This is a genomic window from Citrobacter sp. RHBSTW-00944, from assembly GCF_013615435.1.
GTDB lineage: Bacteria > Pseudomonadota > Gammaproteobacteria > Enterobacterales > Enterobacteriaceae > Citrobacter > Citrobacter braakii.
Genome location: NZ_CP055418.1, coordinates 4,637,716 through 4,663,909, shown reverse-complemented (window position 1 = coordinate 4,663,909; position 26,194 = coordinate 4,637,716). Strand labels below are relative to the sequence as shown.

The 26,194-nt window shown below is 53.0% G+C and carries 29 protein-coding genes; 17 read left to right on the top strand and 12 right to left on the bottom strand.

Annotation, left to right across the window (positions count from 1 at the left end; translation table 11 throughout):
- Positions 1 to 276 precede the first annotated feature (276 nt).
- From cysG to tsgA, 5 genes are all read right to left on the bottom strand, one after another.
- Positions 277 to 1,650, bottom strand: coding sequence for a siroheme synthase CysG (gene cysG, locus HV334_RS22725; RefSeq protein ID WP_016157628.1), 1,374 nt, complete (start codon positions 1,648 to 1,650; stop codon positions 277 to 279).
- Between the two features lie 11 nt (positions 1,651 to 1,661).
- Complete coding sequence (gene nirC, locus HV334_RS22720) at positions 1,662 to 2,471, bottom strand: nitrite transporter NirC (protein WP_047501468.1); 810 nt, start codon at positions 2,469 to 2,471, stop codon at positions 1,662 to 1,664.
- Between the two features lie 187 nt (positions 2,472 to 2,658).
- Positions 2,659 to 2,985, bottom strand: a complete 327-nt coding sequence (gene nirD / locus HV334_RS22715; protein WP_047501470.1) for a nitrite reductase small subunit NirD — start codon at positions 2,983 to 2,985, stop codon at positions 2,659 to 2,661.
- Positions 2,982 to 5,525 carry an NADPH-nitrite reductase large subunit gene (nirB, locus tag HV334_RS22710; protein ID WP_016154779.1) on the bottom strand — a complete coding sequence of 848 codons (2,544 nt, stop codon included), beginning with the start codon at positions 5,523 to 5,525 and terminating at the stop codon, positions 2,982 to 2,984. The genes nirD and nirB overlap by 4 nt, the downstream gene beginning before the upstream one ends.
- 327 nt (positions 5,526 to 5,852) lie before the next feature.
- Complete coding sequence (gene tsgA / locus HV334_RS22705) at positions 5,853 to 7,034, bottom strand: MFS transporter TsgA (protein WP_016154778.1); 1,182 nt, start codon at positions 7,032 to 7,034, stop codon at positions 5,853 to 5,855.
- A 264-nt stretch (positions 7,035 to 7,298) separates the two neighbouring features.
- Between tsgA and ppiA the strand changes: the two genes are divergently transcribed.
- From ppiA to HV334_RS22680, 5 genes are all read left to right on the top strand, one after another.
- Positions 7,299 to 7,871, top strand: coding sequence for a peptidylprolyl isomerase A (gene ppiA, locus HV334_RS22700; RefSeq protein ID WP_003023595.1), 573 nt, complete (start codon positions 7,299 to 7,301; stop codon positions 7,869 to 7,871).
- A gap of 106 nt (positions 7,872 to 7,977) precedes the next feature.
- A complete protein-coding gene (locus HV334_RS22695; protein ID WP_016157626.1) occupies positions 7,978 to 8,145 on the top strand; it encodes a YhfG family protein in 168 nt (55 codons plus the stop codon).
- Entirely contained in the window at positions 8,135 to 8,737 is a 603-nt protein-coding gene (locus HV334_RS22690; protein WP_181220925.1) for a putative adenosine monophosphate-protein transferase Fic, read from the top strand. Before HV334_RS22695 ends, HV334_RS22690 begins: the two co-directional genes overlap by 11 nt.
- Positions 8,738 to 8,768: 31 nt before the next feature.
- Positions 8,769 to 9,332, top strand: coding sequence for an aminodeoxychorismate synthase component 2 (pabA, locus tag HV334_RS22685; RefSeq protein ID WP_181220924.1), 564 nt, complete (start codon positions 8,769 to 8,771; stop codon positions 9,330 to 9,332).
- An 85-nt stretch (positions 9,333 to 9,417) separates the two neighbouring features.
- Complete coding sequence (locus tag HV334_RS22680; protein WP_181220923.1) at positions 9,418 to 10,635, top strand: aspartate aminotransferase family protein; 1,218 nt, start codon at positions 9,418 to 9,420, stop codon at positions 10,633 to 10,635.
- Between the two features lie 42 nt (positions 10,636 to 10,677).
- On the opposite strand, the gene HV334_RS22675 is transcribed toward HV334_RS22680, so the two are convergent.
- Both HV334_RS22675 and crp read right to left on the bottom strand, forming a co-directional pair.
- Complete coding sequence (locus HV334_RS22675; RefSeq protein ID WP_016154774.1) at positions 10,678 to 12,765, bottom strand: YccS/YhfK family putative transporter; 2,088 nt, start codon at positions 12,763 to 12,765, stop codon at positions 10,678 to 10,680.
- A gap of 51 nt (positions 12,766 to 12,816) precedes the next feature.
- Positions 12,817 to 13,449 carry a cAMP-activated global transcriptional regulator CRP gene (crp, locus tag HV334_RS22670; RefSeq protein WP_000242758.1) on the bottom strand — a complete coding sequence of 211 codons (633 nt, stop codon included), beginning with the start codon at positions 13,447 to 13,449 and terminating at the stop codon, positions 12,817 to 12,819.
- A 308-nt stretch (positions 13,450 to 13,757) separates the two neighbouring features.
- On the opposite strand from crp, the gene HV334_RS22665 reads away from it, so the two are divergent.
- Positions 13,758 to 14,165, top strand: coding sequence for an OsmC family protein (locus HV334_RS22665; RefSeq protein WP_016154773.1), 408 nt, complete (start codon positions 13,758 to 13,760; stop codon positions 14,163 to 14,165).
- A gap of 93 nt (positions 14,166 to 14,258) precedes the next feature.
- Here HV334_RS22665 and HV334_RS22660 read toward each other — a convergent pair whose 3' ends face one another.
- The 4 genes from HV334_RS22660 to HV334_RS22645 form a co-directional block, all read right to left on the bottom strand.
- Entirely contained in the window at positions 14,259 to 15,128 is an 870-nt protein-coding gene (locus tag HV334_RS22660) for a phosphoribulokinase (protein WP_003827751.1), read from the bottom strand.
- Between the two features lie 53 nt (positions 15,129 to 15,181).
- Positions 15,182 to 15,400, bottom strand: coding sequence for a YheU family protein (locus HV334_RS22655; RefSeq protein WP_003023615.1), 219 nt, complete (start codon positions 15,398 to 15,400; stop codon positions 15,182 to 15,184).
- On the bottom strand, positions 15,397 to 16,419 hold the full coding sequence (locus tag HV334_RS22650) for a hydrolase (protein WP_049283084.1): 1,023 nt from the start codon (positions 16,417 to 16,419) through the stop codon (positions 15,397 to 15,399). Before HV334_RS22650 ends, HV334_RS22655 begins: the two co-directional genes overlap by 4 nt.
- A gap of 150 nt (positions 16,420 to 16,569) precedes the next feature.
- Positions 16,570 to 18,471, bottom strand: a complete 1,902-nt coding sequence (locus HV334_RS22645; protein ID WP_047358155.1) for an ABC transporter ATP-binding protein — start codon at positions 18,469 to 18,471, stop codon at positions 16,570 to 16,572.
- Between the two features lie 132 nt (positions 18,472 to 18,603).
- Here HV334_RS22645 and kefG point away from each other — a divergent pair, with 132 nt between their 5' ends.
- From kefG to slyD, 4 genes are all read left to right on the top strand, one after another.
- Entirely contained in the window at positions 18,604 to 19,155 is a 552-nt protein-coding gene (gene kefG, locus HV334_RS22640; RefSeq protein WP_003023629.1) for a glutathione-regulated potassium-efflux system ancillary protein KefG, read from the top strand.
- Positions 19,155 to 20,960, top strand: coding sequence for a glutathione-regulated potassium-efflux system protein KefB (gene kefB / locus HV334_RS22635; protein ID WP_043018546.1), 1,806 nt, complete (start codon positions 19,155 to 19,157; stop codon positions 20,958 to 20,960). Before kefG ends, kefB begins: the two co-directional genes overlap by 1 nt.
- An 8-nt stretch (positions 20,961 to 20,968) precedes the next feature.
- Positions 20,969 to 21,169, top strand: coding sequence for a YheV family putative zinc ribbon protein (locus tag HV334_RS22630; RefSeq protein ID WP_016154768.1), 201 nt, complete (start codon positions 20,969 to 20,971; stop codon positions 21,167 to 21,169).
- Between the two features lie 94 nt (positions 21,170 to 21,263).
- Entirely contained in the window at positions 21,264 to 21,869 is a 606-nt protein-coding gene (slyD, locus tag HV334_RS22625) for a peptidylprolyl isomerase (protein ID WP_003023634.1), read from the top strand.
- A gap of 49 nt (positions 21,870 to 21,918) precedes the next feature.
- Here the strand turns inward: slyD and HV334_RS22620 are convergent, their stop codons facing one another.
- Positions 21,919 to 22,137, bottom strand: coding sequence for a protein SlyX (locus HV334_RS22620; protein WP_003023639.1), 219 nt, complete (start codon positions 22,135 to 22,137; stop codon positions 21,919 to 21,921).
- A gap of 232 nt (positions 22,138 to 22,369) precedes the next feature.
- On the opposite strand from HV334_RS22620, the gene fkpA reads away from it, so the two are divergent.
- The 7 genes from fkpA to rpsG all read left to right on the top strand — a co-directional run bounded on the left by fkpA (position 22,370) and on the right by rpsG (position 26,184).
- Positions 22,370 to 23,188 (top strand): FKBP-type peptidyl-prolyl cis-trans isomerase, encoded by an 819-nt coding sequence (gene fkpA, locus HV334_RS22615; protein WP_016154767.1) that lies wholly within the window; start codon positions 22,370 to 22,372, stop codon positions 23,186 to 23,188.
- A 167-nt stretch (positions 23,189 to 23,355) separates the two neighbouring features.
- On the top strand, positions 23,356 to 24,078 hold the full coding sequence (locus tag HV334_RS22610; protein ID WP_003023643.1) for a transcriptional regulator: 723 nt from the start codon (positions 23,356 to 23,358) through the stop codon (positions 24,076 to 24,078).
- Positions 24,078 to 24,464: a sulfurtransferase complex subunit TusD gene (tusD, locus tag HV334_RS22605; protein ID WP_047501481.1), complete on the top strand. Its 387-nt coding sequence runs from the start codon at positions 24,078 to 24,080 to the stop codon at positions 24,462 to 24,464. The genes HV334_RS22610 and tusD overlap by 1 nt, the downstream gene beginning before the upstream one ends.
- Positions 24,464 to 24,823, top strand: coding sequence for a sulfurtransferase complex subunit TusC (gene tusC / locus HV334_RS22600; protein ID WP_049041316.1), 360 nt, complete (start codon positions 24,464 to 24,466; stop codon positions 24,821 to 24,823). The genes tusD and tusC overlap by 1 nt, the downstream gene beginning before the upstream one ends.
- A gap of 7 nt (positions 24,824 to 24,830) precedes the next feature.
- Entirely contained in the window at positions 24,831 to 25,118 is a 288-nt protein-coding gene (tusB, locus tag HV334_RS22595) for a sulfurtransferase complex subunit TusB (protein WP_016157620.1), read from the top strand.
- Positions 25,119 to 25,243: 125 nt separating this feature from the next.
- Positions 25,244 to 25,618, top strand: coding sequence for a 30S ribosomal protein S12 (gene rpsL, locus HV334_RS22590; protein WP_003023654.1), 375 nt, complete (start codon positions 25,244 to 25,246; stop codon positions 25,616 to 25,618).
- Between the two features lie 95 nt (positions 25,619 to 25,713).
- Positions 25,714 to 26,184 carry a 30S ribosomal protein S7 gene (gene rpsG / locus HV334_RS22585; RefSeq protein ID WP_016154763.1) on the top strand — a complete coding sequence of 157 codons (471 nt, stop codon included), beginning with the start codon at positions 25,714 to 25,716 and terminating at the stop codon, positions 26,182 to 26,184.
- Positions 26,185 to 26,194 lie beyond the last annotated feature (10 nt).

Here is a 26,194-nt window from a genome sequence, read left to right as displayed (position 1 = left end):
ATGGATGAAATCCATTTCTCGGCGGTTAAGATATCAACTAAAATAAACTTAAAGTAGTCCGGATTAGGACATAACAAGTTTTATATAAAATATGCTTTCAATGAATTTAAATGTTTTAAAAATACATTTAATTAATGATTAACGGTTGGGCTACTGAGGCGAGTATATAGCGTATATCGGTTATTTATTTCTATAGGAAGATAAATAAATGCCCTGAATACGAACTGTCCGACTTTATGGGGGCAGTCCAATATCAGGGCATTTTTCAGCGTTCAATTAATGGTTCGAGAACCAGTTCAGCTTATCGCGTAGTCCAACCACGCGACCGACGATAATCAGCGCCGGGCTTTCAACCTGCTGCGCCAGTTCTCCGAGTTGCGAAAGCACCCCGTTAACAACGCGTTGCTTCACGGAGGTACCGTTTTCTACCAGCGCGACAGACATATCGGGTTGCATGCCGAATTCGATCAGTTTTTCCTGGATAGTAGCCGCCTGATTGAGGCCCATGTAGAACACCAGCGTCTGTTTCTCTGCTGCCAGGTTTTCCCAGTCCAGCTCACCGCCGGTTTTCAGATGCCCGGTGACCAGACGTACACTCTGGGCGTAATCTCGATGGGTCAGTGGAATGCCGGAATAGGCGGAACAACCGGATGCTGCGGTAATACCTGGCACAACGGAGAATGGAATACCAGCATGGCACAGGGTTTCCAGCTCTTCGCCACCACGGCCAAAGATGAACGGGTCGCCACCTTTCAGGCGCACGACGCGTTTGCCCTGTTGCGCTTCACGCAGCAGGATCTGGTTAATTTCTTCCTGCGGTACACAGTGGTAGCCCGCGCGTTTACCGACGAACACCCGGTCGGCATCGCGGCGTACAAGGTTCATGATGTCGTCGGATACCAGACGGTCATAAACCACGACATCCGCTTGCTGGATCTGCTGTAGACCTTTCAGCGTCAGCAGCCCGGCATCGCCAGGACCGGCGCCAACCAGCACTACTTCGCCTCGATGGTCCAACGGTTCGCTGAGCAACTGCTCGGTGGTTTCCTCGACTGCTTTCTGGTCACTGTTCGCCAGCGATTGCGCCAGGCGGTCATTCACGAACAATTTTTCCCAGAAGCGGCGACGTTCACCCATGCTGGCAAACTGTTCTTTCACTCGGGCGCGTAACTTGCCTGCATATTGCGCGACCTGGCCCAGATGCTGAGGCAGCACAGATTCAAGTCTTTCACGTAGCAGACGGGCAAGCACTGGCGATGTACCGCCGGAGGAGACCGCCACCATCAGCGGCGAGCGGTCGATAATGGAGGGCATGATAAAACTGGCTGCTTTTGGCGCATCGACCACGTTGCAGAAAATACGACGTGATTCTGCGGCGGTGCTGACGCTTTGGTTGACGGCATCGTCATCGGTGGCGGCAATAGCCAGCCAGCAGGTGTCGAGCAGGGACTCGTCGAACGGTCCCTCAACCAGCGTCAGCATGCCTTCATCTGCCCATACGGTGAACTGCGGAATAAACGCCAGCGCATTAACCGTTATACGGGCGCCCGCTTCCAGCAGTAACCGCGCTTTGCGTTCTGCGACATCACCACCGCCGACGATCAAGCAGTCGCGGTCACGTAGTTGACAAAATATAGGCAAATGATCCACGACATTACCCCTTAATTATTGGCAGTAGCCTCTGGCTGGTTGATTTTTGCCGGAGCAGGACGCTCCGATTTTGGCGTAGCATACCAATAACCCAATCCCATGAATACGACACCGGACAAAGTATTACCGAGTGTCACCCACAACAGGTTATGACCAATTCCTGACAGGGTATAGGCTTCGCTGTGGTGGCCGAACCAGGAGAGGGCAAACAGCGTCATGTTGGCAACCGAGTGCTCGTAACCGGAAGCGATAAACGCCAGCAGACACCACCAGATAGCGAGGAATTTTGCTGCGCCCTCGGTACGAATTGCCATCCAGATAGCCAGACAAACCAACCAGTTACACAGTGCGCCTTTAAAGAACAGCACCGTTGCTGGCGCGGTAGTTTTCGCCAACGCCACCGAATGGACGATGCTGGTATCGACCGGCAGCAGGCTACCGCCGCCCCAACTATAAAGCAGAGCGACAAACACGGATCCGACCAGATTACCCAGCCATGTTTGCGGCAAAATAGCCCACATCTGACCGTGACTGATGGTGCCCGCTTTGACGCCGAGCGTCAGGAACATGGTGTGACCGGTAAACAGTTCCGAACCGGCAATAATGACCAGCGTTAAAGCGATACCAAAGGTTGCACCCATTACCAGAGGACGAACGGACGGGTCGAGCAGATTACCGAGGGTGAAAATAAGAATGATGCCGAGACCGACGTAGGCCCCCGCCATTGCCGAACTGACCCAGAATCCGAGCGGGTTATTAGCCGACAGGCGTGCGATGCGCGCAGCGTTAGCCGCACACTTATTAATAGTGTCTGTGAACATGTGTTGATTATCCTTGAAGTACAAACAATAAAAAGAAATCGTAACCGTAGGCCTGATAAGGCATTTATGCCGCCATCCGGCAATGTGCTTGTGCAATTGCCTGATGGCGCTACGCTTATCAGGCCTACAAATAAAAGACCTACAAATACGTCAAAAAAGGGGAGGCGTTGCGCCTCCCAAAAAGTTATTAACCGCGCAGTTGCACCATGCCGTCTTTCACTCGGGCTTCGTAATGTTTCACGGAGAACTGTTCGTCTTCCATGCACAGACCGTCGCTTAAGCGAAAGCGCTGTTTTTTCAGCGGGCTGGCGACCCACAATTCGCCCTGATGTTCAGCAATCAGCCCACGAGAAAGCACGCTGGATTCAAAGAATGGGTCGATGTTGCTGATCGCAAACACCTGGTCGCTGTGATACGGGCGGAAAATCGCAACTTGCTCGCTACCTAACAGGGCGCAGACGCCTGTTGCAGGCAGAATGTCATCGATTTTGCAGATGTTTTTCCACTGGCTCATGCGTTTTCCTCCACCAGAGTCACCGGGATACGCTCATAGGGCGTGGCCGGACGATGTTGTTCACGTTCAGGCACAACCTGGACATTCGGATCGCGTTGATCGCTGTTGATAAAGTGTTTGAAGCGAACCTGTGCGGATGGGGTGTTAACTGTCTCTGTCCACTCGCAGACCACCGCTTCACGCAGACGGGCCATCTCTTCTTCCAGGTGCTGGTTCAGCCCCAGTTTGTCGTCGATGATGACCGATTTCAGATATTCGATACCGCCTTCCAGATTGTCTAACCATGGTGCGGTTCGGGTCAGTTTGTCGGCGGTACGGATGTAGAACATCATGAAACGATCAAGGTATTTGAGCAGCGTTTCGCGGTCGATATCCGCTGCCAGCAGGTCTGCATGACGAGGTTTCATCCCGCCGTTACCGCAAACGTACAAGTTCCAGCCTTTCTCAGTGGCGATGATACCCACGTCTTTGCCCTGAGCTTCCGCACATTCACGGGTACAGCCGGAGACGCCGAATTTCATTTTGTGCGGGGTACGAATGCCCTTGTAGCGGTTTTCCAGCTCCACGCCGAATCCGACGCTATCGCCGACGCCATAACGGCACCAGGTACTGCCTACGCAGGTTTTCGCCATACGCAGGGCTTTGGCGTATGCGTGACCGGTTTCAAAGCCCGCTTCAATCAGCTGACGCCAGATTTCCGGCAGGTCATCTTTTTGCGCGCCGAACAGGCCGATACGCTGAGAACCGGTGATTTTGGTATACAGGTTAAATTCACGCGCGATACGGCCCACGGCCACCAGGCCTTCAGGAGTTATTTCTCCGCCCGCGGAGCGCGGGATCACGGAGTAGGTACCGTCTTTCTGGATGTTCGCCAGGAAGTTGTCGTTAGTGTCCTGCAGCGGCGTGTGCTGTGGTTTGAGGATGTACTCATTCCAGCAGGAGGCCAACAGGGAACCTACGGTTGGTTTACACACTTCACAGCCGTAGCCTTTCCCGTGTTTTGCCAGCAGCTCTTCGAAGGTTTTAATTCCTTCTACACGGATCAGATGGAACAATTCCTGACGCGAGTACGGGAAGTGTTCACACAGGTTGTTGTTGACTTCGATCCCCTGTTTCGCCAGTTCAGCGTTCAGGACCTGCGTTACCAACGGGATACACCCGCCGCAGCCGGTACCAGCTTTGGTTTCAGCTTTCAGCGCCGCAACGGTGTGGCAGCCTTTGTTAATAGCGGCGATCAGCATGCCTTTGGTGACGTCGAAGCAGGAGCAAATCTGCGCGCTGTCCGGCAGTTTATCGACACCGATAGACGGCTTACCGCTGCCCGCGTGAGCTGGCAGAATCAGTGAGTCTGGGTTTTCCGGCAGTTCGATGGCGTTCAGTACCAGCTGCAGCAGGTTGCCGTAATCGCTGGTGTCACCGACTAAAACCGCCCCGAGCAGGGTTTTGTTATCTTCGCTAACGATGAGGCGTTTGTAGACTTCTTTGCTTTCGTCGAGATAGACGTAGCTACGGGCGCCCGGCGTGCGCGCATGCGCGTCGCCAATCCCGCCGACGTCAACACCAAGCAGCTTCAGCTTGGCGCTCAGATCCGCGCCTTCAAAGGCGTTTTCGGTTTCGAGAATATGGTCAACGGCAACCTGCGCCATTTTGTAGCCTGGAGCGACCAGACCATACACGCGGTTGTTCCAGCTGGCGCATTCGCCGATGGCATAAATGTCCGGATCAGAAGTCTGGCAGGTATCGTTAATCACAATACCACCGCGCGGCGCAACGTCGAGGCCGCATTGGGTGGCCAGTTTGTCGCGTGGGCGAATACCGGTAGAAAAGACGATGAAATCGACTTCCAGTTCGCTACCGTCGGCAAAACGCATGGTTTTGCGCGCTTCGGTGCCTTCCTGGACGATCTCTTTAGTATTTTTGCTGGTGTGGACACGCACGCCCATGCTTTCAATTTTGCGACGTAACTGCTCGCCACCCATGTGATCCAGCTGTTCGGCCATCAGCATCGGGGCAAATTCAATCACGTGGGTTTCAACGCCGAGGCTTTTCAGCGCACCGGCGGCTTCCAGACCCAGCAGGCCACCGCCGACGACGGCACCACGTTTGCTACGGCGCGCGCAAGACTCAATGGCGTTGAGGTCTTCGATGGTGCGGTAAACGAAGCAGTCTTGGGTTTCCGAACCTTTAATCGGCGGGATCCACGGATAAGAGCCTGTCGCCATGATCAGCTTATCGTAATAGACCGTACGACCCGCGCTGGAGTGGATCACCTTCTCCTGGCGGTTGATGGTGATTGCGCGCTCGCCCACTAACACCTTAACGCCATGCTTCTCGTAGAATCCTTCACGCACCAGAGAAAGTTCTTCGGCGGTGTGGTGGGAGAAGTAGGACGACAGGTGGACACGGTCGTACGCTTTGCGGGGTTCTTCACAGAAGACGGTAATATCAAAATTGGCAGCGTCGGATTTATCAAGAAGATCCTCAATAAAGCGATGGCCGACCATACCATTACCGATAATAGCGAGTCTGACTTTGCTCATTTTTGCCTCGATTTCTTTTCTATTACTGCCTACCTTAACGATTCAGCAACCCCGCTTATTGATGCAAATCAAATTCGCCTTTATATACTCCTTAAGAGGTATATGGCTGATTTAACTGCATTTTTATAAGTTGCGGAATTAACAGGCTTTTCGTGTTTGTATAAATAGCGTACAAATTAAGGGGTTTTTGTAAGAATTGGCCTACAGCACCAGAGAAAGAAGAGGGCGCGGAAATAGGCCGGAGGGCGTCTGCGCCTTATCCGGCCTACGAACAGCTTGTCTTGTAGGCCGGATAAGATGCGTTAGCATCGCCATCCGGCACTCAGATTAATGCGTTGCGGGTGCGTTATGCTGGCGATGACGCGTGACGAACCCAAGAATAAAGCACATCACGAATACGACCGCATACAAGCCGTTAGCCGTCTGCAATGCCGCCAGCGGACCGCTGTGCGCCACGATAGGGCCAGTGACCACGAAAGTGAGCATAGTACCGATGGTGCCACAGGTCAGAACGAAGTTAACCAGTTTAGGTGATGCGACCTTCGTCTGCTGGGATCCGAGGGTAATGATGGTGGTATAAATCGCGCTGGAGAAGAAGCCCAACGTCAGAATGAACCACGGCATATGCTCCGGCGTACCGGTGATGAACAGATACATCAGGACGGTGGCCACCCCCGCCAGTACGGTCAGGATGCGCTGCAAATCGAAGAAACGCAGGATAAAGCTAAATGCCCACATGCCAACCATGTAAGACATCCAGAAGTCGCTGACCAGTTTACCTGCGTCGTTCAGGCTCATGCCCAGACTTTTGGCGTATTCCGGCACCCAGGAGATAAAGCCCAACTGACCGAGGATGTAGCACAGCGCGGCGATCGCCAGGAACAGCACGCCAATGCCCCATTTTTCTTTTACCACAGGCGCGTCCGGTTGCTGTGCGTGTTTACCCAGCGCCGGGAATTCGCAGCCGAAGGTCAGCAGAAAAATGGCGACGTATACCAGGCCGATGCAGGCATAAACCCAATACCATTCGATGCTGCGCGCTAACAGGAATGCTGCCACCATCGGGAAAATCATGCCGGCCATGCTGAAGAAGGAGTCAGTAAACAGCAGGCGGGAACCGCGCTGGCGACCTTCGTACATCTGAGTCACCAGGAATGTACCAATCGACATGGTGATACCGCTCACCAGACCCAGTACAAACATGGCGGCTGAGAACAAGGCCAGGCTATGGCTGAGCATCAGTCCGGCGACCGCCAGAACCATCAGGATAAAGCCAAAGCGCAACTGGGTTTTCAGTGGCACAATTTCCATCAGCCATGCATTCAGAAAAATAGAGATCAGAATGCCGGCATTCAGAAAGGTGAAGGTGTTACTCATACTGGAAACGGGCAAATGGAAGTAATCTGCGATGTTTCCCATCACCATCCCGGTGACAATTACCAACGCGCCTGTCAGGGCGTAGGAGAGAAAGCTAATCCATGTGAGCTTGATGCGATTGCTGTTAGTCATGACTGGCCTGTATAGAAGTGTTAGGCGCATTGACTGCGCCGTGAGCGGGCAGATTTTAGGCGCTTTAGTGATGCATTTAAATGTTTATTGGTAATTACTTGCTACGTTACATTTTTTTATGTGATCTAGATCGCATTGAATCTTGAGGCTATAAGGTTACATTTGTTTCAAGTACGTAAAATTAAGTAAAGGGATGGCCTTGTTCTTGAAGGCTCTTTAGAATCAATTCACTTGCTTCATTTCTGCTCTTGTTAAGGAATTCTCATGCTCAAATCGACTCTGGCGGCTGTTGCAGCTGTTCTCGCTCTTTCTGCTCTTTCTCCCGCAGCACTGGCAGCAAAAGGTGACCCGCATGTCCTGCTGACAACCTCTGCCGGTAACATTGAGCTGGAGCTGAACAGTCAGAAAGCCCCGGTTTCAGTGCAAAACTTTGTCGATTATGTCAACAGCGGTTTCTATAACAACACCACGTTCCACCGCGTGATCCCTGGCTTCATGGTGCAGGGCGGCGGTTTTACCGAGCAGATGCAGCAGAAGAAACCTAACCCGCCAATCAAGAATGAAGCCGATAACGGACTGCGTAATACCCGCGGCACGATTGCCATGGCGCGTACAGCAGATAAAGACAGCGCGACCAGCCAGTTCTTTATCAACATTGCAGACAATGCGTTCCTCGATCACGGCCAGCGCGACTTTGGGTACGCAGTCTTCGGTAAAGTTGTGAAAGGTATGGATGTCGCGGATAAGATCTCTCAGGTGCAGACCCATGATGTTGGTCCTTACCAGAATGTCCCGTCAAAACCGATTGTTATCCTGTCTGCCAAAGTCCTGCCATAAACGTCTTTTGCGCGGGCAGTTCCTGTCCGCGTTCTTTCCCTTCTCTGCGTAACCTGAAATTGCCGCTTATACTTGTGGCAAGTGTCGGCTCATTCAGGGAGGTCACGTGAAAAAACTCACCGATAAACAAAAGTCCAGACTCTGGGAACAACGGCGAAATGCCAATTTCCAGGCCAGTCGGCGGCTGGAAGGCGTGGATATTCCACGGGTGACTCTGAGCACGGAAGACGCCCTGGCGCGTCTTGAAGAGTTGAGGGGGCACTATGAGCGATAAATTCGGTGATGGACGCGATCCCTATTTGTATCCGGGCCTGAATGTCATGCGTAACCGTCTGGGGATTCATCAGGCACAGCGCCTGGCGCAGGCGGCGTATGAACTGACGGCGCTGCGTGCGGCCACTATCGAATTAGGCCCGCTTAAACGGGGCTTGCCGCATCTGTGCGCCATTCATCGCCAACTGTATCGGGATATTTTTGACTGGGCGGGACATCTGCGAGAAGTGGATATTTACCAGGGCGAGACCCGCTTTTGCCATTTCGCTTATATCGAGAAAGAGGGCAATGTGTTGATGCAGGACCTGGAAGACGAGTCCTGGTTGGTGGGGGTACCGGAAGATAAGTTTGTGGATCGTCTTGCGCACTATTATTGCGAAATCAACGTGCTGCATCCGTTTCGTATTGGCAGCGGTCTGGCACAGCGAATTTTTTTCGAACAGTTAGCGATTCATGCCAGGTATATATTGAGCTGGGATGACATTCCGGTTGAGGAGTGGAACCTGGCTAATCAAAGTGGGGCGATGGGTGACCTGTCTGCGCTTCGGGCGATATTTCGTAAAGTAGTAAGCGAAGCCCCGGAAACTGAGTAGAATAGCGCGGTTCTTATGTACCGGAGCCGCCATGATCCTGCTTATCGATAACTATGATTCTTTTACCTGGAACCTGTACCAATACTTCTGCGAACTGGGCGCTGATGTCCTTGTCAGGCGCAACGACGAACTGACGCTGGCGCAAATCGACGCGCTAAGCCCGCAAAAAATCGTAATATCCCCAGGCCCCTGCACGCCGGATGACGCTGGGATCTCATTGGATGTTATTCGTCATTTCGCGGGCAAGACACCCCTGCTGGGTGTTTGTCTGGGACATCAGGCTATGGCGCAGGCCTTTGGCGCGACAGTGGTTCGGGCAGCTCAAGTGATGCACGGTAAAACCTCGCCAATTACGCATAACGGGCAGGGTGTTTTTCAGGAGCTCGCCAACCCATTAACGGTGACGCGCTACCATTCTCTGGTGGTTGCCCCCGCGACGCTTCCTGACTGCTTTGAGGTGACGGCCTGGAGTGAAACGCAGGAGATTATGGGCATTCGTCACCGCGAGTGGGATATGGAAGGTGTGCAGTTTCACCCGGAGAGTATTCTCAGCGAGCAGGGGCATCAACTGCTGGCTAATTTCCTCAACCGGTGATTTGTGGTTGCTATTCAGTGATTTTTTATTCATATTTTGTGATTATAATTTCACTAACATTTCTGCTTAACAGGGTGGCAATGACATGGCAACTGAACAAACTGCAATTACGCGCGCGACATTCGATGAAGTGATTCTGCCGATTTATGCACCGGCTGAGTTTATCCCGGTAAAAGGAAAAGGGAGTCGAGTCTGGGATCAACAGGGCAAAGAGTATGTTGATTTCGCGGGCGGCATTGCAGTTACTGCACTAGGGCATTGCCATCCGGCCCTGGTGGAGGCGTTAAAAACCCAGGGTGAAACCCTGTGGCATACCAGCAACGTTTTCACCAATGAACCGGCGTTGCGCCTGGGCCGTAAAATCATTGATGCGACCTTCGCCGAGCGCGTGCTGTTCATGAACTCGGGTACCGAAGCTAACGAAACCGCCTTTAAGCTGGCGCGCCACTATGCCTGCGTGCGCCATAGCCCGTTCAAAACCAAAATCATTGCCTTCCACAATGCGTTTCACGGTCGTTCGCTGTTTACCGTGTCCGTCGGCGGGCAGCCGAAATACTCTGACGGCTTTGGACCAAAACCAGCGGATATCATCCATGTACCGTTTAACGATCTGCATGCGGTCAAAGCGGTGATGGACGATCACACCTGTGCGGTGGTGGTTGAGCCTATTCAGGGGGAAGGTGGCGTCACTGCGGCAACGCCGGAATTCCTGCAAGGTTTGCGTGAACTTTGCGACCAACACCAGGCGCTATTGGTATTGGATGAAGTGCAGAGCGGGATGGGCCGTACCGGCGATCTGTTTGCCTATATGCACTATGGCGTGACGCCGGATATCCTCACCAGCGCGAAGGCTCTCGGCGGCGGCTTCCCGGTGAGCGCGGTGCTGACCACCCAAGAGATTGCCTCCGCATTTCATGTGGGTTCGCACGGTTCCACTTACGGTGGAAATCCGCTGGCCTGCGCAGTTGCGGGGGCAGCGTTTGATATCATCAACACGCCGGAAGTGTTGGAAGGTATTCAGGCTAAACGTCAGACGTTTGTCCAACATTTGCACAAAATTGATCAACAGTTCGACATTTTCAGCGATATTCGCGGGATGGGGCTGCTGATTGGCGCCGAGCTGAAGCTGCAGTTTAAAGGCCGGGCGCGCGATTTCCTGTATGCCGCCGCGCACGAAGGAGTGATGGTACTCAACGCCGGACCGGACGTGATGCGTTTCGCGCCGTCGCTGGTAGTTGAGCAGGCGGATATCGATGAAGGGATGCAGCGTTTCGCACAAGCGGTAGCGAAAGTCGTTGCCTGATTACCTGTTGCCGGATAAGCACAGCGCATCCGGCAGTCGATCTTAACCTTTCATGTCCCGCAGACGGCGGCTCAGCCAGATTCCGTGGTGCGGTCGCTGACGCCATGCTACCGACGAAATGGTGTGCATGGTGTTCAGATGCCCCAGTATCCGTTGCAGATGCTGCTCAAGGGTGCTTAACGGACCGTGGGAAAGCATCTCTGGCGCTTCGAGAATATTCACATCGCCTGAGCTTCCCGGTCCGTCATATTCCAGCCGCTGCTGACAGCGCTGGAGCGCAATTTCACAGGATTCCAGATACCGCTGCGCTAAATCCGGCGTCAGCATTGTATGTTCCCTTGCCAGTGTGGTCATCGCGTTGATGTGCTCGACGATGAACTGGCTGTGCGTGACCCACAGTTTCATGTCCGCCAGGTAGTGCGAGTTGAATCCTGGCTCCTGCATCGCCTGGTTCAGTGAGTTGAACAACGTGTTATGCGCCTGATTGACCCGCATGCGTTGATACGCCAGCGGCGTGGCCTGCGGATCGTTACTGAGGATCAGGCGAATGGCCTCCTGATCGGCTTCTAACGCATCATGGGCGTTCTTACGCAGCAGGCCGCTCTGCCACTGCGGCCACAGCCAGAGTGTACCGCCAAAGGCGATTAAGCAGCCAATAACCGTATCGACAAACCGCGGCACGATAAACTGTTCTCCGTTCAGCGTCAGCAGTTGCAGGGTGTATACCGCCGTGACCGTAAAGCCGACGGTAGCCCAGCCGTAGTTTTTGCGCATGATCAGATAGCTACCCAGGGTAATCAGCAGCATGCCTGCCAGCGTGTAACCTTCCTGAATATGAAAGTGCAGGGTGACTCCGGCAATGACCAGTCCAACGAGCGTTCCTGCTGAACGGTGTAAAATACGTACCCGGGTTGCTCCGTAGCCATTTTGCGTGACGAACAGGATCGTCATCAAAATCCAGTAAGGCTTTGGCAGGTGTAAAGCGCTGCCCATCAGGCTGGCGATACTCAGCATGACGCTGATGCGTCCGGCATTACGCAGCGCCGGCGATTTCAACGACAGATAGTTTTTCAGGGCCGGGATCAGCGGCAACCGACGCTGCTTGTCCGCCATTAAATCTCGGGCGTATAGCGGTCGCTGGGTGCGTAGCACGCGGGCAATACGGCTGAAGTGCCAGTAGCAAAATTGTCCCACCGGATTGTCCGGGTGCTGGTTGGCGATTTTCTCCAGCGTGCCAATCTGCTTGTCCATCGAGAAACGGGTCGGCAAGCGGTGATACAAAATATCATCGGCCAGTACCCGAAGGCGTTCGGCGACGGTGCGCGCATTCCAGCGAATCACCTGTTCGGCGTGGCTACGTTCGACCAGCTTTTGCACCTCTTCCGGCTGGTGGAGGCTGACGGAAATATGCTCCTGCAAGTCCAGTGCCTCCTGAAAGGCACGCAGCAGGCGCTTGTAATCGTTGTTGCGATGCGCCGACAGCATATGCATTTGCTGGTAGCACTGGGTAATCAGATCCACCGCTTTCTGCTGGCGAACCAGCAGGGGAGGTAGCGCTTTTTCCGGATCGGCATGCTGGGTCAGCAGGCTGTACTTGGCCTCACAGTAATCGGCTAATTCACGGTACAACAAGCTGAGCGATTCACGGAGCGGCTGCTCGCGCCACATCCAGAACCAGAACCAGTTGAACAGGCCGTACCATAACGTGCCCAGCGCATAGATCAGCAACGGTTCCCAGACGGGCATGTTCCCGACCAGGCTTAGCGTGAAAATCGCGGCGATAAGTGAGGCCGGTAACAGTCGGGCATGCAGAGGGCTGAGCTCGGCGGTTACGCCAAGAATCAGCGTCAGTCCGGTGAGGATAAGCGGCAGCGGTATGGCCTGTGCCAGCAGCAACTGCATGATCAGACTGCAACCGGCAAACAAAGACGCGCCAATAGCTAAACGTTTGAAAAAGCGCTTATGCGGGGTATCAAGACCGGCAATGTTGCAGCAGGCAGGGACCAGGGAGAAGAGGAGTCCCAGATGAAGCTGACCGATGATCAGACCAACAGCCACAGGTAAACATAGCACCAGCGTCTGCCGTAGTGCGTAGTTGATCTCTGGGTGGTATATCAGTCTTCGCCACATCGGTGTAAACAAAAGTGGCGCATCACTGAGTAACGCGCCACTTCGATGGGGTTAACGGGTGCCGTAGACGACGATGGTCTTACCGTGTGCGGAGATCAGGTTTTGATCTTCCAGCATCTTCAGAATACGACCAACGGTCTCACGGGAGCAGCCAACGATCTGGCCGATTTCCTGACGGGTGATTTTAATCTGCATGCCGTCCGGGTGGGTCATCGCATCAGGCTGTTTCGCCAGATTCAGCAGAGTCTGCGCGATACGACCCGTTACGTCGAGGAAGGCAAGGTTGCCGACTTTTTCAGACGTGACCTGCAGGCGACGAGCCATCTGTGAAGACAGGCGCATCAGAATATCCGGGTTGACCTGGATTAATTGGCGAAATTTTTTGTAGGAAATTTCAGCGACTTCACATGCGGTTTTGGCACGTACCCAGGCGCTACGTTCCTGACCTTCTTCGAAGAGGCCTAATTCACCAATAAAATCGCCCTGATTCAGATAAGAAAGGATCATTTCTTTCCCTTCTTCATCTTTGATCAGCACTGCCACTGAGCCTTTAACGATGTAATACAACGTTTCCGCTTTTTCACCCTGGTGAATCAGCGTGCTCTTCGATGGGTACTTATGAATATGGCAATGAGACAAGAACCATTCGAGAGTCGGGTCTGTTTGCGGTTTGCCAAGCACCATGCGCGGTTATCCTCTGTTATAAGCTGTCTCCAGAGCCAGAAAACGACGCTGCCTCTGGGTTTGCAAAAATATGCTTCCCGCTACCTGGGAAAGGGGCTGTCAAAAATTAACTGCAGCCTGTAATGTGATGTCCTCTGCATACATGCAGTACGTCAATGTATTACTGTAGCATCCTGACTGTTTTAGCATAGCTTTCGCCGTGTGTCTCCTGGTGTCTCGCTTCAGCATGACGCAGGTCGCCTTCCGTTGCGAGAATTGTTATGTACGCGTAATCTGTCAGGAAAATTGAAACATTGGAGTTACGAAATATGCAAGCGCGTGTAAAGTGGGTTGAGGGGTTAACCTTCCTCGGTGAGTCCGCCTCTGGTCACCAAATTTTGATGGACGGTAACTCCGGTGATAAAGCGCCGAGCCCGATGGAAATGGTATTAATGGCTGCGGGCGGTTGCAGTGCAATTGATGTGGTTTCGATCCTGCAAAAAGGCCGTCAGGATGTGACCAACTGCGAAGTGAAACTGACCTCAGAGCGTCGTGATGAAGCGCCGCGCCTGTTTACCCACATTAACCTGCATTTCATCGTAACGGGTAACGATCTGAAAGATGCGTCCGTTTCGCGCGCAGTCGATCTCTCTGCGGAAAAATATTGCTCTGTGGCGCTGATGCTGGAAAAGGCGGTGAACATTACCCACTCCTATGAAGTGGTTGCTGCTTCGTGATGTGATGCCTGATGGCGTTTCACTTATCAGGCCTACAGGATATAAACGCGTAGGCCGGATAAGGCATCAGCCGCCATCCGGCAAAATAACACCTTACTCTATCTTTTTGCCTTCCATCAGTCGCTGGACCAGCGGCAGCATAATCAATTCCATCGCCAGACCCATTTTCCCGCCCGGAACAACCAACGTATTGATATGGGAAATGAATGATCCCTGCAGCATGGCCAGTAGCCACGGGAAGTCGATCCCTTCCAGGTTCCGAAAATGAATCACGACAAAGCTTTCATCCAGGGATGGAATACTTTTGGCGGCAAAGGGGTTGGAGGTATCAACGGTCGGTACGCGCTGGAAGTTAATATGCGTACGGGAAAACTGCGGCGTAATGTAATTGATGTAATCGTCCATTGAGCGCACCACTGAGTCCATCACCGCTTCGCGTGAGTGTCCCCGCTCGCTGGTATCGCGGGTCAGCTTCTGAATCCATTCCAGGTTCACGATCGGCACTACGCCAACCAGCAGATCGACATGCCGGGCCACGTTTTGCTGTGGGGTTACGACGCCGCCGTGCAGTCCTTCATAGAACAGTACATCCGTCGGTTCAGGCAGCGGCTGCCAGGGCGTAAATGTACCCGGAACCTGATTCCACGGTACGGCCTCATCGTAGGTGTGCAGATATTTTCGCGACTGACCTTTGCCCGTCTGGCCGTATTCGATGAAGGTTTGCTCCAGCAGACCGAAGTCATTAGCTTCGGGGCCGAAATAGCTGATATGCCGCCCGGCATCGCGCGCTTTGCGAATCGCCATGTCCATTTCCGGACGGGTATAACGATGAAAACTGTCACCTTCCACCTCGGCGGCGCGCAGATTTAACTGCGCGAAAATTTTACGAAACGCGAGGCTGGTGGTGGTGGTCCCCGCGCCGCTGGACCCTGTTACCGCAATCACCGGATGTTTGGCAGACATAACAACTCCATGAATAGGTTGAATTTTTATTATAGTCGGCCGTCGGCTACGGATTACTCGTGAATCTGCTTCCTCGGCATAATGTTGACCGTTTCATGCAGTTCGGACCATACCAGCACGGCTTCACCAGATTGTAGTTGGCGTTTGACGTCGGCGACTTTTTGTTCGAGCGAGCGTTCATGTTCACCATAATCGGTGCCTTCGCGCAAGACAAAGCTTTCAATCAGATTGTCCAGCGCGTCCGGGGAGATGTCTTGCCAGGGGATGATCATGATGATGCCTCCAGATACGTTGTCAGCCAGTCCGGGATTCTGGATTCCAGCCACATCTCAGGACGGCGCACCGTGCCGCCAATGAATCCGACGTGGCCGCCGTGTTCCGTCAGTTGATACTCTACCTGTGAGGGCAGATTTTCTGGTTTAGGGATCACGTGATGATCCATAAACGGATCGTCCTTGGCATGGATAATCAGCGTGGGTTTGGCGATCTGGTTGAGCAACGGCATAGCGCTACACTGACGGTAATAGTCTATAGCATCAGCGAAACCGTGGATTTTGGCGGTGATCAGATCGTCAAAATCGCGAATGCGACGCAGAGATTTCAACTGGCCCAGACTCACCGGCAGCGATCCTGGATACGCCTCTAGCTTACGCGAGGCATTGGCTTTCAACAGGTTTAGCAGGTAGCGCTGATAGACCCGGGAGAATCCCTTGTCCATATGGTAACTACAGGCTTCCAGCACGAAAGGCGCGGAAACGATAACCGCGGCATCAATTGGAATCTCAGTACCTTCTTTTGCCAGCAGGCAGGCCAGCATGTTTCCACCGAGCGAATAGCCTACCGCCGCGGTCGGCACGCGACCGAACTCACGTGCCAGCCAGTGTAAAAACCAGGTGCCATCTTCTGTCTCACCGGAATGATAAATACGGTTCAGACGATTGGGTTCGCCGCTACAGCCGCGAAAATGCATCACCACGCCCAGCCAGCCGCGCTTTTGCGCTGCTTCAATCAGGCCATGTGCGTACGGGCTGTTCAGACTGCCTTCCAGACCGTGAAAAACCACCAGGCGCGGTTTATGTTTCGCCTGTTGCGGGTCTTCACTCCATGCCAGATCGACAAAATCACCGTCGGGCAATTCCAGACGCTGCCAGTGGGCGTCGAATTTCACCTTGCGGCGAATTAAACGCGGCAGCATCGTCTGCAGATGGCGGTTACTGATACCGCGCATCGGACGGAATTCTCGTGAATCGTCGGTATGTGGAGTTATTTCTGTGGACGTGATTTCAACCATAACACCAGAGCAATTAATAATCGGAAAGAATAACTATACCGCGCACAGCGCGTGCGGGTTAGCCAATATGTGATTTTGTCGCGAGTCAGTCAGCAGGCAATCATCGGCTATAGTGCCGGATGGCGGCTTCGCCTTATCCGGCACTCATGATTACTCGGCCAGCATCTGCTCAAGCTGTTCCTGAGCCTCCAGCCAGGCCATCTCGCACTCTTCCAGTCCGGATTTCGCACTGGCCTGCTGCTGCAAGCATGCCGTGAGTTCGGCTTTGCGGCTTTGGTCGTACAGTTCGCTATCGCCGAGTTTTTCTTCCGCCTGTGCCAGCTGTGCGTGCAGTTTCTCCATCTCTTTTTCCAGACGGGTAATCTCTTTACGTAGCGGTTGCGTCAGGGTGCGCAGTTCAGCTTCGCGACGCTTCTGGTCTTTACGTGCCTGGGCGCTGTTAACGCTCTCTTTTGCCGGTTCGTCGCTCTGGTTTTCCTGTTTTTGCACATCGCTCAGCCACTGCTGATAATCCTCAAGATCGCCATCAAACGGCTCGACTTTCTTGTCGTGCACCAGATAGAGGTCATCGGTAGTGGAGCGAATCAGGTGACGGTCGTGCGAGACCACAACCAGCGCGCCTTCGAAATCGATCAGCGCTTCGGTCAGCGCCTGACGCATATCCAAATCCAGGTGGTTGGTCGGTTCATCAAGCAGCAGCAGGTTCGGGCGCTGCCAGACGATCAATGCCAGCACCAGACGCGCTTTTTCACCTCCGGAGAAGCGGCGAGTCTCTTCGCTGACTTTATCGCCCTGGAAGCCGAATCCGCCGAGGTAGTCTCGCAGTTTCTGCTCCAGCTCCTGCGGCGCCATGCGCGCCAGGTGCTGAATAGGTGATTCATCGGCGCGTAAAAACTCCAGCTGGTGCTGTGCGAAGTAACCCAGCTTGATGCCTTTTGCCAGGCCAATCTCGCCGCTGATGGGGGCCAGTTCGCCGGCCAGCAGCTTAATCAACGTAGATTTACCCGCGCCGTTGCGTCCGAGCAGGCCGATGCGAGACCCCGGTACCAGATTCAGTTTGATCGAATCGAGAATGACGCGGTCGCCGTAGCCGGCGCTGACCTTTTCCATCTTTAACAGCGGGTTCGGCAGGCTTTCCGGCTCGCGGAAGCTGAAGTGGAACGGGTTGTCCACGTGCGCAGGGGCAATCAGCTCCATGCGTTCCAGCATTTTGATACGGCTCTGCGCCTGCTTTGCTTTGGTGGCTTTAGCGCGGAAACGATCGATATAGCTTTGCAGATGCGCCACGCGCTCCTGCTGGCTTTCGTACATTGCCTGTTGCTGTGCGAGGCGGGTCGCACGCTGGATTTCAAACGCGCTGTAGTTGCCGGTGTACTCGAACATCGTTTGCTGTTCGATATGAATAATTTTATCCACCACCGGGTCGAGGAAGTCGCGGTCGTGGGAGATCAAAATCAGCGTGCCCTGATAGCTTTTCAGCCATCTTTCCAGCCAGATCACCGCGTCGAGATCGAGGTGGTTGGTCGGTTCATCGAGCAGCAGCAGGTCTGAACGGCAAATCAGCGCCTGAGCCAGGTTGAGACGCATACGCCAGCCACCGGAGAAATCGCTGACGGGACGTTCAAGCTGTTCGTTGGAGAAGCCGAGGCCATGCAGCAGGCTGGCGGCGCGTGAGCGCACAGTCCAGGCGTCGATGGCATCCAGCTTGCCATGGACGGTGGCAATGGCGTGTCCATCGTTACGTTCGTTGGCATCGTTCAACTGTGCTTCCAGTTGACGATACTCGCGGTCGCCGTCAATCACATACTCCAACGCCGGCTGTGGCAACGCAGGCGTTTCCTGATTAACCCACGCGAGCTGCCAGTTTCCCGGATAGGTAAATCCTCCGGCGTCGGCGCTAAGTTCATTTTTCAGCAATGCCAGCAGGGTAGATTTACCGCAGCCATTTTTACCTACCAGGCCAACTTTCTGCCCTGGATTAATGGTGGCCGTGGCATTTTCCAGCAAGACGCGCACGCCGCGACGAATTTGTAACGATGAGAAAACAATCATAAGGCGCCGTATGTTCAGACTATGTTAATTTATCATTATGATAATGTAATGTGTGGGCCATTTGCCGCACCGAGGCGCAATGGTAGCCCAAAACGTCGAAAATAGACAAAAGACAAAACCGGGAGGGGGATGATGTTCCAGCCAGCGAAAGTCTTGCTGCTGTATGCCCATCCGGAATCTCAGGACTCGGTCGCGAACCGGGTACTGCTTAAACCGGCCATGCAGCTCAGCAATGTTACCGTGCACGACCTGTACGCGCACTATCCTGACTTTTTTATCGACATTCCGCATGAGCAGGCGCTGCTGCGCGAGCATGATGTGATTGTTTTTCAGCATCCGCTCTACACCTATAGCTGCCCGGCGTTGTTAAAGGAGTGGCTTGACCGCGTACTGAGCCGAGGATTTGCCAGCGGCCCCGGGGGGAATCAACTGGCGGGAAAGTACTGGCGGAGCGTTATCACTACCGGCGAGCCGGAAAGCGCCTACCGCTATGACGCGCTAAACCGTTATCCAATGAGCGATGTACTGCGCCCTTTTGAGCTAACGGCCGGTATGTGCCGCATGCACTGGATGAGCCCTATCATTGTCTACTGGGCCAGACGGCAAACGAAGCAGGAGCTGGACAGCCATGCGAAAGCGTATGGCGACTGGCTGGCGAATCCGATCCCTGTGGGAGGCCGCTGATGGAAGGTTCTGATTTATTGACTGCCGGCGTGTTGTTCCTCTTCGCGGCGGTGGCTGCCGTTCCTCTGGCCTCAAAACTGGGTATCGGTCCGGTGCTGGGTTACTTGCTGGCGGGGATTGCTATTGGCCCATGGGGATTAGGGTTCATCAGCGATGTGGATGAAATCTTACACTTTTCCGAACTGGGCGTAGTTTTTCTGATGTTCATCATTGGGCTGGAACTTAATCCAGCCAAACTGTGGCAATTGCGGCGTTCAATTTTTGGCGTCGGCGCCGCGCAGGTGATGCTAAGTGCAGTCGTGCTGGCAGGGCTACTGATGCTTACAGCGTTCTCCTGGCAGGCGGCAGTGGTTGGCGGCATTGGTCTGGCGATGTCATCCACCGCTATGGCGCTACAGTTGATGCGCGAAAAAGGCATGAATCGCAGTGAATCCGGACAGCTGGGCTTTTCGGTGCTGCTGTTTCAGGATCTGGCGGTGATCCCCGCGTTGGCGCTGGTTCCGCTGCTGGCGGGATCTGCTGACGAACATTTTGACTGGATCAAAGTTGGGATGAAGGTGCTGGCCTTTGCCGGCATGCTGATTGGTGGGCGCTATTTGCTGCGTCCGGTTTTCCGCTTTATTGCGGATTCTGGCGTGCGGGAAGTGTTCACCGCCGCCACGCTGCTGTTAGTGCTGGGTTCTGCTTTATTTATGGATGCGCTGGGTCTGTCGATGGCGCTGGGGACCTTTATCGCGGGCGTTCTGCTGGCGGAAAGCGAATACCGACATGAGCTGGAAACGGCAATCGATCCGTTTAAAGGCCTGTTGCTTGGCCTGTTTTTTATCTCCGTAGGTATGTCGCTTAACCTTGGCGTGCTCTATACCCATATTTTGTGGGTGGCGGCGAGCGTGATAGTGCTGGTGGTCGTAAAAATGCTGGTGCTGTATGTACTGGCGCGTCTTAACGGCATGAGAAGCTCAGAACGGATGCAGTTTGCCGGGGTTTTAAGCCAGGGCGGTGAATTCGCTTTCGTGCTGTTTTCAACGGCCTCTTCCCAACGGCTGTTTCAGGGTGACCAAATGGCGCTGTTGTTGGTGACCGTCACGCTGTCGATGATGACCACACCGCTGGTGATGAAGTTGATTGATAAATGGCTCTCCCGCCAGTTTAACGGCACGGATGAAGAAGATGAAAAACCCTGGGTGGAAGATGATAAACCGCAGGTGATTGTGGTGGGTTTCGGGCGCTTTGGTCAGGTTATTGGTCGTCTGTTGATGGCCAATAAAATGCGTATTACCGTCCTGGAAAGAGATATCAGCGCAGTGAATTTAATGCGCAAATATGGCTATAAGGTCTATTACGGTGATGCCACGCAGGTGGATCTATTGCGTTCCGCGGGTGCAGAAGCCGCACAGTCTATTGTTATTACCTGTAATGAACCTGAAGACACTATGAAGCTGGTGGAGCTGTGCCAACAGTATTTTCCGCATTTGCATATTCTTGCGCGTGCGCGCGGACGTGTAGAGGCGCATGAGTTATTACAGGCTGGTGTGACGCAGTTTTCCCGCGAAACGTTTTCCAGTGCGCTGGAGTTAGGGCGAAAAACGCTGGTTACGCTAGGGATGCATCCGCACCAGGCTCAGCGCGCTCAGTTGCATTTTCGGCGGCTGGATATGCGCATGTTGCGGGAACTGATCCCCATGCACACGGATACGGTACAAATCTCCCGAGCCAGGGAAGCCCGGCGCGAGCTTGAGGAGATTTTCCAACGAGAGATGCAGCAAGAGCGACGTCAGCTGGATGGCTGGGATGAATTTGAGTAGAGGTAACCATGGCAATTCGTAAACGTTTTATCGCAGGCGCAAAATGTCCGTCCTGCCAGGCGCAGGATACGCTGGCGATGTGGCGCGAAAATAATATCGATATTGTTGAGTGTGTTAAGTGCGGTCATCAGATGCGGGAAGCGGATAAAGAGGCGCGCGAGCACGTTCGCAAAGAAGAGCAAGTGATCGGGATTTTTCATCCGGACTAGCGATATGGCGCAGCTTTTTTTAAGCTAGAGGGTACACGGGTGCAGAATTCCGCTACAATCTGCGCCACTATTCTTTCCATGCTCAGGAGATATCATGAAAGTAGCAAAGGACCTGGTGGTCAGCCTGGCCTATCAGGTACGTACAGAAGACGGTGTGTTGGTTGATGAGTCTCCGGTGAGTGCACCGCTGGACTACCTGCATGGTCACGGTTCCCTGATTTCTGGCCTGGAAACAGCGCTGGACGGTCATGAAGTTGGCGACAAATTCGATGTTGCTGTTGGCGCAAACGACGCATACGGTCAGTACGACGAAAACCTGGTGCAGCGCGTTCCTAAAGACGTCTTCATGGGCGTTGACGAACTGCAGGTTGGCATGCGTTTCCTGGCTGAAACTGACCAGGGTCCAGTACCGGTAGAAATTACCGAAGTGGAAGACGACCACGTTGTGGTTGACGGTAACCACATGCTGGCTGGCCAGAATCTGAAATTCAACGTAGAAGTTGTCGCTATCCGCGAAGCGACCGAAGAAGAGCTGGCTCACGGCCACGTTCACGGTGCGCACGGTCACGACCACGATCATGACCACGGTCATGACGGTTGCTGCGGTGGTCACGGTCACGACCATGGTCACGAGCACGGTGGCGAAGGCTGCTGCGGCGGTGGCGGTAAAGGTAACGGCGGCGGTTGCGGTTGCCACTAATCGTTATACTGCATAAAAAAAAGCGGGAATATCCCGCTTTTTTTATGTCTCAATAATGTGGCGGCGGGGTCTCTTCAGACTGCGACGCGATGTGGGACGGCTGCGTTGCCTTGAGCTTCTCCGTCAATAAACGCAGATGGTCGCGGAGTTTTGCCATTTCCAGTTCATGCGCGGTCACCGTCACGTTGAGCTCTTCAATGGTTATCTCCTGAAATGCCAGGCGACTTTCCAGTTCAGCCAGGCGAGTTTCCATTGTTGTATCCTGCATGATTCACCTCTTTCTTTTTTCTCCGGCAGATCGCGGACTGCGGCGAATTCTACTTAACTTTGCCTGTTTGCACAGCACTCAATCTTCGGTCACGAAACTAATTTAAACAAAAAGAGTCTGAAAAGTGGTGATAATAGGGCGTGCCCGTATGTTGATTTGTTCTGCAACGCTTTATAGTACATTTTTATGTTAGCTAACCTTGGGGTGAGATGCCCCGGCCCTGGAGATATGGATGAAATCACTGTTTAAAGTAACGCTGCTGGCGACCACAATGGCTGTTGCTCTGCATGCCCCGATCACCTTCGCTGCTGACGCTGCGAAACCAGCCGCTACTGCTGACAGCAAAGCAGCATTCAAGAATGACGACCAAAAAGCCGCTTACGCGCTGGGCGCGTCCCTGGGTCGTTATATGGAAAACTCTCTGAAAGAGCAGGAAAAACTGGGCATCAAACTGGATAAAGATCAGCTGATCGCTGGCGTTCAGGATGCGTTTGCAGACAAGAGCAAACTGTCTGACCAGGAAATCGAACAAACTCTGCAGGCGTTTGAAGCACGCGTGAAGAGCTCCGCTCAGGCGAAAATGGAAAAAGACGCGGCTGACAATGAAGCCAAAGGTAAAGTTTACCGCGAGAAATTTGCTAAAGAGAAGGGCGTTAAAACCTCTTCTACTGGCCTGGTCTATAAAGTAGAGAAAGAAGGTACCGGCGCTGCACCGAAAGATAGCGATACCGTGGTAGTCAACTACAAAGGTACGCTGATTGATGGTAAAGAGTTTGATAACTCTTATACCCGCGGTGAGCCGCTCTCTTTCCGTCTTGACGGTGTTATCCCAGGCTGGACCGAAGGCCTGAAAAACATCAAGAAAGGCGGCAAAATCCAGCTGGTTATCCCGCCGGATCTGGCTTACGGCAAAACCGGCGTACCGGGCATTCCGGCTAACTCTACGCTGGTCTTTGATGTTGAACTGTTAGACATCAAACCGGCACCGAAAGCCGATGCGCAGCCAGATGCTGCACCGGCTGCTAAAGCTGCGGACAGCAGCAAAAAGTAAGTAACCAGACACCGCCGCCCACAGGGCGGCGGTTTTTTATTATCGACAGGATATAATTAATACTGGAAAGCGCCTTGTGCGCTGTATTACTTTAGATGCCCCTATAATAGTGATGAGCCTGCCCTGACAACATAACGACAGGCTCCTGAAAAGGAGTGCTTTTTTTCATGTCCAGGTCGCTTTTAACCAACGAAACCAGTGAGCTAGATTTACTGGATCAACGTCCTTTCGATCAAACCGATTTCGATATCCTCAAATCCTACGAAGCGGTTGTGGACGGGTTGGCGATGCTCATTGGTTCCCATTGTGAAATCGTATTGCACTCTTTGCAGGATTTGAAATGCTCGGCCATCCGCATTGCTAACGGTGAACACACGGGCCGCAAAATTGGCTCGCCGATTACTGACCTTGCGTTGCGTATGCTGCATGATATGACGGGTGCGGATAGCAGCGTGTCGAAGTGTTACTTCACACGTGCGAAAAGCGGTGTCTTGATGAAGTCGGTGACGATTGCCATTCGCAACCGTGAGCATCGCGTGATTGGTCTGCTGTGCATCAACATGAACCTTGATGTTCCATTCTCGCAGATAATGAATACCTTTATCCCACCGGAAACCCCGGAAGTGGGTTCTGCCGTTAACTTCGCTTCTTCGGTGGAAGACCTGGTTACCCAAACGTTGGAGTTCACGATTGAAGAAGTGAATGCCGATCGTAATGTTTCCAACAATGCCAAGAATCGCCAGATTGTCCTGAATCTGTATGAGAAAGGTATTTTCGATATTAAAGATGCCATTAACCAGGTCGCCGATCGGCTGAACATCTCCAAGCACACGGTTTACCTCTATATTCGTCAGTTCAAAAGCGGCGATTTCCAGGGGCAAGACAAGTAATGCGTTTTGCCATTATGGTGACGGGGCCAGCTTATGGCACGCAGCAGGCGAGCAGCGCGTTGCAATTTGCTCATGCGTTACTCAAAGAAGGGCATGACCTATGCAGCGTCTTTTTCTATCGTGAAGGTGTGTATAACGCCAACTTCCTGACTTCACCTGCCAGTGATGAATATGATCTGGTGCGGGCCTGGCAACAGCTGAACCAGCAGCATGGCGTGACGCTGAATATCTGTGTAGCTGCGGCGCTGCGTCGCGGCGTCGTTGATGAAACAGAAGCGAAGCGATTGGGACTGGCAGGGGCTAATTTACAATCAGGTTTTAACCTCAGCGGGCTGGGTTCGCTGGCTGAGGCATCCCTGACCTGCGATCGCGTGGTGCAGTTTTAATGAAACGTGTTGCTTTTGTCTTTTCTACCGTGCCGCATGGCAGTTCGTCTGGCCGCGAAGGGTTAGATGCCTTACTGGCGACATCGGCATTAACGGAAGACCTCGGCGTATTCTTTATCGGCGATGGCGTTTTTCAAATCCTCCAGGGACAACAACCGGATGTCGTGCTGGCTCGCGACTATATCGCAACCTTCAAGCTGTTAGGGTTGTACGATATCGATCAATGTTGGCTTTGTGCCGCCTCATTACGCGAGCGGGGCCTCCAGCAGGGGGTTAATTTTGTGGTCGATGCGACAGCGTTAGAACCGGAAGATTTACGCCGTGAGCTAGGCAACTATGACGTCATTTTAAGGTTTTGAGATACTCATGCTGCACACATTACATCGTTCCGCGTGGCTTACCGATTTCTCCTCTCTTCTTCGCCTGATTGATAAAGACGATGAACTTTTATTGCTTCAGGATGGCGTGACCGCGGCAATAGAAGGAAGCCGTTTCCTTGAAAGTCTGCAAAATGCCTCCATTAAGGTCTATGTACTGGAAGAAGACATTAAAGCTCGCGGCTTGGGTGGTCAAATTTCAGACAGTGTCGTCAGGGTTAGCTATACTGACTTCGTCAGACTTACGGTGAAGCATCCCAGCCAGATGTCCTGGTAATTGTGGGATCGTTGTATATTTCTTGACACCTTTTCGACACCGACCTAAAATTCTGCGTCCTCATATTGTATGAGGTCGTTTTATTACGTGTTTACGAAGCGAAAGCTACAACCAGGAGCTATTTAATGGCAACAGTTAACCAGCTGGTACGCAAACCACGCGCACGCAAAGTTGCAAAGAGCAACGTGCCTGCACTGGAAGCATGCCCGCAGAAACGTGGCGTATGTACTCGTGTATATACTACCACTCCTAAAAAACCAAACTCCGCACTGCGTAAAGTATGCCGTGTGCGTTTGACTAACGGTTTTGAAGTGACTTCCTACATCGGTGGTGAAGGTCACAACCTGCAGGAGCACTCCGTGATCCTGATCCGTGGCGGTCGTGTAAAAGACCTCCCGGGTGTTCGTTACCACACCGTTCGCGGTGCGCTTGACTGCTCCGGCGTTAAAGACCGTAAGCAATCACGCTCCAAGTATGGCGTGAAACGTCCTAAGGCTTAATGGTTCTCCGTTAAGTAAGGCCAAACGTTTTATATTAATGTCAAACTAAACTCGTAGAGTTTTGGACAATCCTGAATTAACAACGGAGTATTCCCATGCCACGTCGTCGCGTCATTGGTCAGCGTAAAATTCTGCCGGATCCTAAGTTCGGATCAGAGCTGCTGGCTAAATTTGTAAATATCCTGATGGTAGATGGTAAAAAATCTACTGCAGAAACCATCGTATACAGCGCGCTGGAGACCCTGGCTCAGCGTTCTGGTAAAGATGGCCTGGAAGCTTTTGAAGTAGCCCTTGAAAACGTGCGTCCGACTGTCGAAGTTAAGTCTCGCCGCGTTGGTGGTTCTACTTATCAGGTTCCAGTTGAAGTCCGTCCGGTTCGCCGTAATGCCCTGGCAATGCGTTGGATCGTTGAAGCTGCTCGTAAACGCGGTGATAAATCCATGGCTCTGCGCCTGGCGAACGAACTTTCTGATGCTGCAGAAAACAAAGGTACTGCAGTTAAGAAACGTGAAGACGTTCACCGTATGGCAGAAGCCAACAAGGCGTTCGCACACTACCGTTGGTAATCCCTTCGGA